At 59.2% G+C, this 12,500-nt stretch carries 11 protein-coding genes; 5 read left to right on the top strand and 6 right to left on the bottom strand.

All coding sequences use genetic code 11. The features are described 5' to 3' along the window. Positions 1–15 precede the first annotated feature (15 nt). The 5 genes from AC061P_RS04770 (at position 16) to AC061P_RS04750 (ending at position 5,899) form a co-directional block, all read left to right on the top strand. Positions 16–1,335 (top strand): bifunctional o-acetylhomoserine/o-acetylserine sulfhydrylase, encoded by a 1,320-nt coding sequence (locus AC061P_RS04770; protein ID WP_449648811.1) that lies wholly within the window; start codon positions 16–18, stop codon positions 1,333–1,335. A gap of 119 nt (positions 1,336–1,454) precedes the next feature. Further along, positions 1,455–2,660, top strand: a complete 1,206-nt coding sequence (gene metX, locus AC061P_RS04765; protein ID WP_480391962.1) for a homoserine O-acetyltransferase MetX — start codon at positions 1,455–1,457, stop codon at positions 2,658–2,660. Positions 2,661–2,775: 115 nt separating this feature from the next. Continuing rightward, a complete protein-coding gene (locus AC061P_RS04760) occupies positions 2,776–3,939 on the top strand; it encodes a sensor histidine kinase (protein ID WP_480392159.1) in 1,164 nt (387 codons plus the stop codon). Continuing rightward, positions 3,936–5,189, top strand: a complete 1,254-nt coding sequence (locus AC061P_RS04755; protein WP_449648809.1) for a hypothetical protein — start codon at positions 3,936–3,938, stop codon at positions 5,187–5,189. The genes AC061P_RS04760 and AC061P_RS04755 overlap by 4 nt, the downstream gene beginning before the upstream one ends. A gap of 38 nt (positions 5,190–5,227) precedes the next feature. Further along, entirely contained in the window at positions 5,228–5,899 is a 672-nt protein-coding gene (locus tag AC061P_RS04750; RefSeq protein WP_449648808.1) for a response regulator, read from the top strand. Positions 5,900–5,983: 84 nt separating this feature from the next. Here the strand turns inward: AC061P_RS04750 and AC061P_RS04745 are convergent, their stop codons facing one another. The 6 genes from AC061P_RS04745 to guaB1 all read right to left on the bottom strand — a co-directional run bounded on the left by AC061P_RS04745 (position 5,984) and on the right by guaB1 (position 12,377). Beyond that, positions 5,984–6,295: a thiamine-binding protein gene (locus AC061P_RS04745; protein ID WP_449648807.1), complete on the bottom strand. Its 312-nt coding sequence runs from the start codon at positions 6,293–6,295 to the stop codon at positions 5,984–5,986. Beyond that, positions 6,292–7,563: a glycosyltransferase 87 family protein gene (locus tag AC061P_RS04740; RefSeq protein WP_480392158.1), complete on the bottom strand. Its 1,272-nt coding sequence runs from the start codon at positions 7,561–7,563 to the stop codon at positions 6,292–6,294. The genes AC061P_RS04745 and AC061P_RS04740 overlap by 4 nt, the downstream gene beginning before the upstream one ends. A 5-nt stretch (positions 7,564–7,568) precedes the next feature. Next, complete coding sequence (locus tag AC061P_RS04735) at positions 7,569–8,411, bottom strand: ADP-dependent NAD(P)H-hydrate dehydratase (RefSeq protein ID WP_480391961.1); 843 nt, start codon at positions 8,409–8,411, stop codon at positions 7,569–7,571. A 27-nt stretch (positions 8,412–8,438) separates the two neighbouring features. After that, entirely contained in the window at positions 8,439–9,473 is a 1,035-nt protein-coding gene (locus AC061P_RS04730) for a hemolysin family protein (protein ID WP_480391960.1), read from the bottom strand. Further along, positions 9,473–10,795: a hemolysin family protein gene (locus tag AC061P_RS04725; protein WP_480391959.1), complete on the bottom strand. Its 1,323-nt coding sequence runs from the start codon at positions 10,793–10,795 to the stop codon at positions 9,473–9,475. The genes AC061P_RS04730 and AC061P_RS04725 overlap by 1 nt, the downstream gene beginning before the upstream one ends. A 145-nt stretch (positions 10,796–10,940) precedes the next feature. After that, positions 10,941–12,377, bottom strand: coding sequence for a GMP reductase (gene guaB1 / locus AC061P_RS04720; RefSeq protein ID WP_480391958.1), 1,437 nt, complete (start codon positions 12,375–12,377; stop codon positions 10,941–10,943). Positions 12,378–12,500 lie beyond the last annotated feature (123 nt).

The raw sequence follows: 12,500 nt of genomic DNA, 5'->3' as shown, positions 1-12,500 counted from the left end.
CCTGAGGAGGCCGCCGTGAGCGACTGGAACTTCGAAACCAAGCAGATCCACTCCGGTGCGCAGCCTGACCCGACCACTAACGCGCGGGCTACACCGATCTACAAGACCACGGCCTACGTGTTCAACGATGCTGATCACGCCAAGAACCTCTTTGCTCTTGCCGAGTTCGGAAACATTTACACCCGCATCCAGAATCCAACACAGGATGTCGTCGAGCAGCGCGTAGCCGCTCTCGAAGGCGGAACCGCTGCACTGCTGCTCGCTTCCGGCCAGTCGGCAACCACATTCGCGGTTCTCAACATCGCCCAGGCTGGCGACCACATCGTGTCGTCATCGTCTGTCTATGGCGGAACTTACAACCTCTTTAAGTACACGCTCGCCAAGCTCGGCATCGAAACCACGTTCGTTGAAAATCAGGATGACGCAGCCGAGTGGGCCGCAGCGGTGCGCCCCAACACCAAACTTCTGTTTGCTGAGACCATCGGTAACCCGCGCATCAACGTTCTCGACATCTCGCTCGTTGCCGATGTCGCCCACGAGGCAGGTGTTCCTCTGATCGTCGACAACACGATCGCGACTCCGTACCTCATTCGCCCCTTCGAGCACGGGGCCGACATCGTCGTTCATTCAGCAACGAAGTTCTTGGGTGGCCACGGCACGGTTCTCGGCGGAGTTATCGTCGACGGTGGAAAGTTCGAATGGTCGAAGAACGTTGAGAAGTTCCCGGGGCTCACTGAGCCCGACCCCTCGTACCACGGCGCGAGCTACACGGGCGTGCTCGGCGACGCCATTGCCTACATCATCAAGGCCCGCGTGCAATTGCTCCGCGACTTGGGTGCAGCAATCTCTCCCGACAGCGCGTTCTCGCTCATTCAGGGCATCGAGACGCTCAGCCTACGCATCGAGCGCCACGTTCAGAACGCGCAGGCCATCGCCGAGTGGCTTGACAACCACGAAGACGTTGACGTTGTCTACTACGCCGGTCTGCCGTCGAGCCCGTGGTACGCCAACGCGAACAAGTACGCCCCCAAGGGTGTCGGCGGAGTTCTCTCCTTCGAGCTCAAGGGTGGCGTAGAAGCTGGTCGCTCCTTCGTCAACGGTGTCTCGCTGTTCAGCCACGTTGCCAACATTGGTGACGTGCGCAGCCTCATCATTCACCCCGCGTCGACCACCCACTCCCAGCTCTCCCCCGAGCAGCAGTTGACTGCTGGAGTCACACCAGGACTGGTGCGACTTTCGGTGGGCCTCGAGAACATCGAGGACATCACAGCCGACCTGCAGTCCGGCTTTGATGCGGCACGCGCAAAGACCGCTGAGGTTCGCGCTCGCGCCTAATACCGCTGATCCTGGCGGCGGTGTTCCCTGAACACCGTCGCCATTTTCTCGTTTACCGGGCACCCGATCCGCGTAATAATTTCGTGCCCAACGGATTAGTTCGCGATACTTAAGAGGACATGGACTGGCAGACACCTGAGGACACTGTTCCTTCAGCATTTATCACCGACGCAAACGTGCGTTCACTCCTCGGCAAGCCCCCAGCAACGGGCGCCTGGCGCGAGGGCGATCCTGTCGGTCAGCGGCTATTCACTACCGTCACCAATCTTCCGCTTGAGTTCAGCGGAACACTCGCGTCTGTTCGTATCGCCTATGAAACGCACGGCACCCTCAACGAGGATGCGTCTAACGCCATCCTCGTCGCGCACGCCCTCACCGGCGACAGCCATATTGCGGGCACCCCCGGTCATGGTCATTCAACTGCCGGATGGTGGAACGACCTTGTTGGTCCGGGCAAAGCAATCGACACCGACCGCTGGTTCGTCGTCTCCCCCAACATTTTGGGTGGTTGCCAGGGCAGCACTGGTCCGGCATCACACGCCCCCGATGGAGCCGAGTTTGGCGCCCGGTTCCCGTTCATCACCATTCGCGACCAAGTCGCAGCACAGGTCGCCCTGAGCGACGTTCTTGGCATCGACCAGTGGGCTGCCGTCATCGGTGGCTCCATGGGTGGGATGCACGCCATCGAGTGGGCCGTCGGCCACACCGACCGGGTTGCTCGCGTTGCGATCCTTGCTGCGCCACCGGTCTCAACGGCAGACCAGATTGCCCACAACTCTGTGCAGGTGGAATCTATCCGCACTGATCCCGCTTTTGCCGATGGGGCCTACTACGACGCCGCCGACGGTGACGGTCCGCACCGCGGCCTCGCACTCGCGCGACGTCTCGCGCTGCTCAACTACCGATCATCCGATGAATTGAATGAACGCTTTGCGCGCACGTGGCAAAGCGAAGTGAGCCCGTGGGGCCGCGGCGGTCGCTATGCGGTTGAGAGTTATCTCGATTTTCACGGCAACAAGTTTGCGCGCCGTTTCGATGCCAACAGCTACATCACACTCGCAGAAGCGATGAGCTCGCACGATGTCGCACGCGGGCGAGGCACAATGCGACAGGCTCTCAGCCGGGCCACGATGCCCGCCCTGGTCCTTGGCATCGATAGCGACCGACTGTTCCCGGTCTCCGGCCAAGAAATCATTGCCGAGCATTTGCCAGGGAATATCGATGGCGCAGTGCCGCACGTCATCCATTCGCCGTTCGGACACGACGGATTCTTGATTGAAGCTGAGCTCGTCAGCGACCAACTTCGCCGCCTTCTCAACCTCTAGTCCTGCTGGGAATCAGCGCGCTCTGAGCGTGTTGACGAGAAATTGCCGATTCCTCATGCGAAAAGGCGGTGCGTCACCCCCGAGGGAGGGGGTATCTGTGCAAGCATTGCGACAAATGGACCTCATCGCTAAAGAACGGGATCGCCTACTGCAGCGCACTGCGCGGGTAGCGAGCTTGAGCTTTCTTGCCGTTTCCGTCATTTGCCTGAGTCTTCCGGGCGCCGTTCAGACCACGACACTCTTCTTATGTCTTCCGCTCTACCTGATTATCACGGTCCTGCAGTTTCAAATGGGCAACAGTCGCTCGCTCGGCTGGGTCGTTCCGTCTTTTGTGGCGGGAATCATCGCCATCTTGCTCATCGCTGGCACGCCGGGAGGGCCAAACCAATCGGGCCTCGCTGCGGCAGCCCAACTCTCGTCGGCGTCACTCGCCTGCATTGCCATTGTGCTCACGAGCACGCTAACGCGACGCCTTGTGCTTTTGGCAAGCTTCGTTGCCGTCGCTGGCACAACGGTATTGGCTCTCGAGCCGTTCCAAAACGCCGTCCACACCCTCGCACTGCTGGTCTTCGGTTGGCTCCTTGCTGCGCTAATCGGTTTCTGGATCAGTTCCGGGGTGCCTCAAGCAGTGCGACGCATTGCGAGCATCGGCCGAGCTCACCGTGCAGAACGTCAGGCTAGCGAAACCGAAGCTCAGCGTCGTCAGGGAGCCCGTCTACTTCACGACACTGTTCTGGCAACACTGACGCTACTTGCCCACTCTGGCTTGGGAGTGTCTGCGGATGCCATGCGCCAGCAAGCGGGCGACGATGCCCGATTGTTGCGTCAGTTGCGCCTCGGCGCCACACCTACCCCGCAAGCATCCGGTGATTACAACCTCAGCACCCCGGTGAGCGAAACAGTGCTCGGCACCACGCTCGAGTCTGTAAAACAGCGCTTCGGCCGGATGGGACTCGAAGTGAGCTGGCATGGCACGGGCCAGGTTCTCCTGCCGAGCGATGTGCTCGATGCTTTCCTTCTCGCTTTGGCTGAGTGTCTCGAGAACGTTCGCCGTCACTCTGGCGTGACCGATGCGCACGTCACCATCACCGAAGACGAGACAACCGTGCGCGCGATGATCACCGACTCTGGTGTGGGGTTTGTGCTCGACGACGTCGATTCCGCCAGTCTCGGATTCAAAGAATCGGTGGTTGCTCGACTCAAGGAAGTGGGCGGCCAGGCCCGCCTCTTTTCCACCCCTGGTTCCGGCACGACCGTTGTCTTGGAGGTTCCACGATGACCTACGCTCCTCCAGAAGAGAACACTCTCGGTGTCATTATTGGCGGCAAGCCTCGACACTCCAAGAGCGCGAGGATCAGCCGTCTCGCGGGCGAAGACACCCCGCGACTCACTAGCCTCGGAACAGGTTTTGTTGGCGTCGGCGCCGCTGTGCTCGTCAGCCTGCGGGCAATCTACGGCCTCGTCTGGCTCGTCGTCCAATGGGACCTCTATCCCAACCCAGTTCCCGCAGCGGCAGCCTGGATAGTGCTCGTTCTCCTCATCGTGGGAACGATTACCGCAGTTCAACTCATGAGCGGCCAACTTCCCCATTGGATGTTCGCGCTCTTCCTCTTCGGTCTCGCCTCCGTCGTTGCTCTCGACCTCTATGCGATCTGGCCTCTTCATGACATCGGCGGGTACGCCACCTCGGCTATCGCCGCGGGGATGACGCTACTTCTTGTACTGACGGTCCGCCCAAGTTCCGACATCATCATCGCCGTCTCGGTAATCGGAGTGGCGTTGGCGGCAGCCATTGTCATCAATGTTCCCCTCACGACAGAAAACATTGCGCCACAAATTACGTCGGTATCATTTGCCGTTCTGCCCACCGTGATCGGACTTGCCCTCATCCGCAACTTCCGACGGCTCGTGCAGGTCGAGCTCGACCGCGTTCTCGTGCAGAGCACCCTCACTGCGCCTCGCTTCGCCGTGGGAATGATGGCATCCGAGGAACTCGCACGCCTCGACTTAGCTGCCGAAAAATTGCTCGACTCGGTATCGAATGGTTCGACAAAGCTCCCTCTCACCCCCAAGATCGCGTCAACCGCAGCATCGCTGGCAACCGAATTGCGTTTGCACCTCATCGAAGGGCGACGCGAAACGTGGCTGTACCACGCCATCACGGAGTCGGACTTGCTCGGCAAGTCAGTGACCCTCACAGACAAGGGAAGCCTGGCTGGGCTGCTCGACCCTGTGCAGCGGGATGGCCTCCTTTCCACAGCATGGCTGTTTGTCACTGATACGGCCAAACGCGGTGCCAAGAATTCCGTTCACATCACAATCGCACCATCAACAACCGCTGTGGCCCCGGGCTCCGAAGATAAAGTGGCGATCAAGATTGCGATTACCTCCAGCGGAGTAGCCCGAAACCGGATCGACGCCTCCACGTGGGAGGCAATCGCTAAGGTGGGTAGTTATACAGATTCCACCGAAGATTCCAGCGTGAGACTGGACATCGAATGCCTTGTCGAAAACCCCGCCGACCAATAAATTCGTATGATAAGACGATCAACTAAGAGGAATTCATTGTGACTGAACCAACAAAGCGCATCCGGCTCGCAATCGTTGACGATCACCGAATGTTGCTCGGCGCTCTCACCGAGTGGATTCGAAAGGCTGCCGCAGACATCGACATGGTCGTTGCCGTGCCCACGTGGCCCGAACTCACCATCCACCCTGAGTTCCCTGTTGATGTCGTCTTGCTCGACCTCGATCTCAAAGACAACATCCCCGTTTCACTCAAGATCAACACCCTCAAGTCGATGAACGTGCGCGTTGTTTTGATGAGCACATACTCCGAACCCAACGTTGTTCGTGAAGCTCTCGCCGCCGGCGCCCTCGGCTACCTCGTCAAGAGCGAAGACGCTGACATGATCGTTGAAGCAATCCGGGCCGCATCTAAAGGCGAGTCCTTTGTCTCAGCCGAGCTTGACCTCGCGATCAACGCCGACGAAATCGGTGGTGCTCCCAAACTCAGCGCCCAAGAACGCCGCGTTATGGCCCTCTATGGCGGCGGCGAGCCCGTCAAGTCTGTGGCCTACCAGCTCAGCATCTCCGAAGAAACTGCCAAGAGCTACCTCAAGCGTATTCGCGAGAAGTACCGCGTCGCGGGCTTCGATGTCGGAACGAAGGTGGCGTTGCGCAAGCGCGCACTCGAAGACGGCATCCTCATTGAAACCGAAACGATGCACCACCTCTAGGCCGCATCACTTGCCAGTAGACACAACAAGAACCGCCCTGATCTCACCGAAAGTGGGTCAGGGCGGTTCTTGCGTTAAACGGAGTTAGTTCTCGGAGCGGATGATGGCTTGCTCGAGACGTTCGACCTTGCCCGTCATCTCACCGGTGTGACCAGGGCGGATGTCGGCCTTCAGCACGAGCGAAACTCGCGAACCGAACTGACCAACAGCCTCGGTCGCAGCCTTCACAACGGCGAACACCTCATCCCAATCGCCTTCGATCGTCGTGAACATCGAATCAGTCTGGTTCGGGAGCCCCGAGTCTCTGACAACTTTCACTGCGGCAGCAACCGCATTGTGTACGGAGTCGGTTCCGTCTGGCCCACCGCTGGGTGCTACTGAGAATGCGACGATCATGCTGGCTCCTTTGTTGTCGTGCTTGCTGTGGGTGCTGTGGGTGCTGTGGGTGCTGACGGTGCCGTCGAGCTCAGCCGCGCAACGCCAACAATGGCCCACCCTAACAACACAATGAGCAACAGATTTCTGACGCTCAACAGGGCGATCATTGCGGGGTTGGAAGCTAAGAGCAAGTGATACAGGTAGGGGTAAACGGCGTGGGTGAGCGCCGCAATCACAAGCGTGAGCACTGCGGGAATGCGAAAACTCGGGGCGCCGTTTGCACCACGGGCGCTGCGCGTCAACATCCCGAACACGATGGGCACAGCGAGCCAGGTTATGAACTGGGGTGAACCGACTTTGTTGACAACAATCAGTGCCGCTACCAGTGCCAAACTCAACATCGGCAGAATGACCAAGGTTGCGACTCCAGCCCGAACCGCCCGCACACCGAGCAACGCGATTGCGAGAACAACGATGGCGAGCACTGGGGTGATAACTGCGGCCGCGACCTCGACCCCTGAGCCAGCGATCTGAAACGTCAGAATCGTATTGTCGTAATAGATAAAAGTGTCAGGAACACCCGCCACGATCTGCCACAGCCAAATCCCGGCAACGGGCGACTCGATCTGGATGCCACGGCCGGTTTGCTGCGTGATAAAGCTGAAGACATTCCAGCCTGCGCCAGCCAGAAGGGCGAACACGACGATTGTTGCCGAGGTGGCAGCTGCGCCAACGACAATCTTTCCGCGGTCGCGGACGGCGATGAGTGCCGCAAGCACGAGTGCCGCCGGCCACACCTTGATCCAAGTGGCGCAGGCCAGAACAATCGCGGCCGCCTGTGGGCGCGAACGGAGAAGCGTCACCCCAATGATCGCCACAGCAACAGTGATGGCATCGATTCTCGCTAAAGCAATCGGGCCGAGAACGAGCAGAAACGCTGTCCACCACCAGCCGGCGATCATTCCCGAACGCGAACGCCCCCATCCGGTGAGAAATCCGAGCGCGAGCACGTTTGCACCCATCACGAGAGAAAGCCACGCTGCTGCGATGTGTTCAAGCCCGAATGTGACGGATGCCAAAATCGGTACCAGCGCCAACAGCGGATACACCCAGGGCATATCCACGCCGACAACGACGCCAGAGGCGTAAGCCTGTTCAGCCCACCGCGCATAGACGATGGTGACGTCCCCGAGTGGGAGTCCTGGAGCAAAGATGTTCAGGAGTCCAAGTGCGAGATGGACAGCAACAAAGGTGAGTCCGAGCGCTAATGCTCCGGCAGACCGCATGGCACTCACTCGGAAGCGGCGACGGAAAGGTCGCCAGCGGCAAGTTCCGCAATCACGGCGGGCACGGCTCGACAGAGGTCAAGAATCGTCAGTGGTCCGCCAGCGCTGGCTCGCTGCGCGGCCCTGCCATGAACGTACGAGGCTGTTGCTGCGAGACCGACGAGCAGGCTGGGGTCATCAAGCACCCGCCCACTGTGGGTTGCCACCAGCGAACCGAGGATGCCGCCGAGCGCGTCTCCCGCGCCCGCGGTTGCCAACCACGCTGGCGCTGCCTCAATCGCGACAGTGGTGGTTCCATCGCTCACGTAGGTGGTGTGACCTTTGAGGAGCACAGTCACTCCGAGTCGCTGGGCTGCCTCAATAGCCCACTTCTGAGGATCAGCGGCGACAGCGTCGGCACGCTCATCCAGCAACCTTCCGAGTTCGCGATAGTGCGGGGTTATCACGACGGGGCTAGATACGCGGTGTACGACGTCTAACGCACCGCCATCGAGCACAAAAGGGACGTTCTGGGTGAGTGCGTGCGTGATGCGCTCATCTGCAGCTGCTTCGCGATTCGCGAAGTCCATGCCTGAACCAATGAGCCATGCTTGAACACGCCCGTCTGCCATCACAGCTTCAGGCCGGCGTTGCAAGATGAGATCTTGCGCACGCTCTGGCCCGACATAGCGAACCATGCCGACGCCAGTATGCAGCGCCGCATCAACACCCAGCACTGCTGCGCCGGGATACTGAGCAGAGCCAGTGATCACACCGAGAACTCCGCGAGTGTATTTATCGTCGCTGAGCTTGGGCACAGCAATGTGACGTGCTGCTTCCTTCGCACCCCACGTCGCGTTTCGTCCCATGGTCGTTAACGATAGTTGACTGGGCTCTTAGCGTCGCCGGGTCGCGTCTTGCACCTCACCGACAAGCACTTCGATGATGTCCTCAAGAAACAGCACTCCCGTGGTCTCACCGGAGGCATCAAAGCTGCGGGCAACGTGAACTCCCGAGCGACGCATTGTCGCTAGCGCATCTTCAATGTCGGTCTCTTGGTACATCGAAATCAACTGGCGAATCCGCTTAGGCGGAACCGGCTCGCTGAACTCGCTCTCGTCAAGATCGATCACGTCTTTCAAATGCAGGTAGCCTGTCGGCTCGCCAGCATCATTCAGCAGGATGTAGCGCGAGAACCCGCGCTGAGCAACAGCTTTCTCGAGATCGGCTGGTGCGGCATCCTCAGGCAAGGTCACAAGACCAGACATCGGGATCGCGACGTCCTGCACCTTCTTCGAGGTGAATTCGAACGCTCCAGTCAGGGTCCCACCAGCATCGTGAAGCACTCCTTCACGAGTGGACTGCGCAACGATCGTGGCCACCTCATCGAGGGTGAACACACTGTTCGCTTCACTCTTCGGCGTCACTCCGAACATTCGAAGGATGCCGTTTGCCGCTGCGTTCAAGGTAACGATGATCGGGCGGAACACCGTTGCGATAAACACCAACGGGGGTGCGAGCAAGAGAACAGCTCGGTCGGGAACAGAGAACGACAAGTTCTTCGGAACCATCTCACCCAAAACAACGTGCAAGAACGACACGATAATGAGCGCGAGAATGAACGCAATAGTGCCGATGAGCTCTTCGCTCAATCCGGTCAGTGCAAGCGGGATCTCCAAGAGGTGGTGAATCGCCGGTTCTGACACGTTCAAGATGAGCAGAGACGCGATCGTAATTCCGAGTTGGCACGCCGCCAACATGAGCGTGGCATGTTCCATCGCCCACAGCGCAGTCTTTGCCGAACGAGAGCCAGAGTGAGCCAGCGGTTCAATCTGAGATCGACGTGCCGAAATGACGGCAAACTCAGCCCCAACGAAGAACGCGTTAACGAGCAAAAGCACGCCAAGCCAGACAATTCCCCAGACGTCCATCAGTTGGTCACCTCCGTGTCACTAGCGCTGACAATCGGATCGGGGGTAAACCTCACGCGGTCGATTCTTCGGCCTTCCAATCGTTCGATGCGGAACACCCCACCAGCGGCAGTAATCGTGTCGCCCGTGCGCGGAACGCGACCGAGTTCACTCATGAGCCAACCAGCAACAGTCTCGTACGGGCCCTCTTCTGGCACCTCGACTCCTGTGCGCTCTAAGAGTTCATCAGGGCGCAAGATGGCGGGAAAGGTAAACCAGTCTCGAGATCGCACAACATCGGCCTTCGACCGGTCATGTTCGTCAGACACCTCACCGACAAGCTCTTCGACGAGGTCTTCTAGCGTTGCGACACCCGCGGTTCCGCCGTATTCATCAACGACAACTGCCATTTGGTATCCACGGCCACGCAATTCGGCAAGGAGGGCATCCAACCGCATCGTCTCGGGAACAAGGAGCGCTTCAGTCTGCAGCGCTGAAACAGGAACGTCGGCGCGTTTCTTGTGGGGAACCGCTACCGCCTGCTTCACGTGCACAAAGCCAACAACGTCGTCGATGCTGTCGTCAATTACAGGAAAGCGCGAGAAGCCGGTGCGCTTAGCAAGATCGATGACATCTTGAGCACTATCGGTGCGATCGATACTGTCAACGCGCGGGCGAGGAGTCATCACATCCTGTGCCGTGTGATCGGCGAACGCGAGAGTGCGTGCCAATAGTGTTGCGGTGTCGTTGTCGAGGCTTCCCTGGCTGGCCGATCTCCGCACAAGTGACGTGAGCTCCTCCGCGGTACGGGCACCAGAGAGTTCCTCTTTCGGCTCGATACCAATGCTGCGAAGAATACCGTTTGCCGTGTTGTTCAGGAGAGTGACCGCGGGACGAAAGACAGCGGTGAACACCACTTGAAATGGCACAACAGCCTTCGCTGTGGCCTTCGGAAGAGCGAGCGCAAAGTTCTTGGGAACGAGCTCGCCAATGATCATGGAAAGCAATGTCGCGAATGTGATCGCCACGATGGACGCGACAATCGTTACCGCAGCCTCTGGCAGCACTGCACCGAACGGAACCGACAACCAGGTGCTGAACGCTGGCTCGAGCGTATAACCCGCGAGCAGGGTTGTCAGAGTGATGCCCAATTGCGCGCTAGAGAGATGCGTCGACGTGTGCTTCAACGCGGAGATTACAGGGGCGAGTCGCTTCTCGCCACGCTCCTGCCGAGCTTCCAGCTCGGAGCGATCGAGATTAACGAGTGCGAACTCTGAGGCGACAAAGAGTCCGGTGCCTATCGTGAGAACGATGCCAGCGGCAAGGAGCAGCCACTCATTCATGAGTAGTCACCCCACAGCGGGAGTGAGAGAAAGGGCGAGAGACAGGTGATGATCGCGCGGGATTTCGGCCCCGGCGACAACTAGAGGGAGGGTCGTCCATTATGGGCTTGAGTATAGGCCAAATTCCTGCGAAACCGCTGCTGAGTTACCAACTCACGGGCAACGCTTTGCCTTCTTCATAGCCTGCTGCCGACTGGATTCCCACCAGAGCCCGATCGCGGAACTCACTGAGTTGTGATGCTCCCGCATAGGTGAACGAACTGCGAACGCCCGAGGTAATCATGTCGACCAGATCATCAAGAGATGGCCGCGACGGATCGAGGTAAATTTTTGACCCCGAAATTCCTTCAGCGAACAGTTCCTTGCGTGCTAGCTCATAGGGATCGAGACCACCGAAACGAGCACGGACAGCCTTCGTCGATGCCATTCCCCAACTGGTCTTATAGAGCGCACCAGCATCATCGTGGCGCAACTCCCCCGGGGCTTCGATCGTGCCAGCAAACCACGAACCAACCATGACGGATGCCGCACCAGCAGCGAGTGCCAAAGCGACGTCTCGCGGGTAGCGAACTCCCCCATCGGCCCACACGTGGGCTCCGAGTTCACGCGCGGCTGCCGCTGTCTCCAGTACTGCTGAGAACTGTGGACGGCCAACCGCGGTCATCATGCGAGTCGTGCACATCGCGCCGGGGCCAACACCGACCTTAATAATCGTTGCACCAGCGTGTACAAGGTCGCGAACCGCGGCAGCAGTCACGACGTTTCCGGCCGCAATGGCGACCCCAAGATTGAGGGCGGCGACTTTCTCTACTGCTCGGACCATGCCATCTTGGTGGCCGTGGGCCGTATCGAGCACGAGGGTGCTCACTCCGGCGTCGACGAGGGCGCGAGCACGAGTCGCAACATCACCATTGATTCCGAGCGCAGCAGCAACCGCGAGTTTTCCCTCGCTGTCCAGTGCCGGTGTGTACAGCGTCGAACGGAGAGCACTCTTGACGCTAGTAGCGCCAACTACCGTGTCGCCGTCGGTGACAGGAACGAAGTCAAGATCCCGCTCGATGAGCAAGTCGAAGAGCTCACGCGCACTCGAAAATTCTGAGCGGTCGATGGCTTTGGTGTCGTGCCGCGCCAGATCGCCAAGGGCTGCCGCAGGCATGGCCTCGCCGAGGCGTTCAGCATCGATGACGCCTGCGAGCGCACCATTCTCGATCAGCACCACTCCGTGCCCGGCGAGCGGGGGAACCTGTAGCAATGCCTGCTCTACCGAATCACTCGGGCTGAAATAGACAGCCGAATCAAGGTCGATCGGTTGCGAACGCACCCACGCGATTGCGGCATCCATATCTTCGCCACTGAGATCTTGGGGCAAAACGCCAAGGCCACCGCGCCGCGCAATGCTAGCCGCAAGGCGTGGGCCCGTGACAGAGTTCATGTTGGAGGCAACGAGCGGAATAGTCGCCGAGGTTCCATCTCCCGGGGCAAGGGAAACAGCCATTCGGCTACCAACCGAAGAGTGGCTGGGAACCAGAAACACGTCTGAATAAGTCAGGTCGTGCCGTGGGGTTGTTTCATAGAAATCCATAGTTACTAGCGTAATCGCCGCGGAATGGGAACATTCGTGAAAATTGCGTCAAAAAAGCACGATCTGTGCGTCTCGCGGCCAGCGGACACACAACAAAGCGATTAAGATTGATCGGGATGTCCG

It is taken from the genome of Rhodoglobus sp. G.S.4 (genome assembly GCF_056619605.1).
Note: the sequence above shows the minus strand (reverse complement) of the source record. Positions and strands in the feature narration are given on the sequence as shown.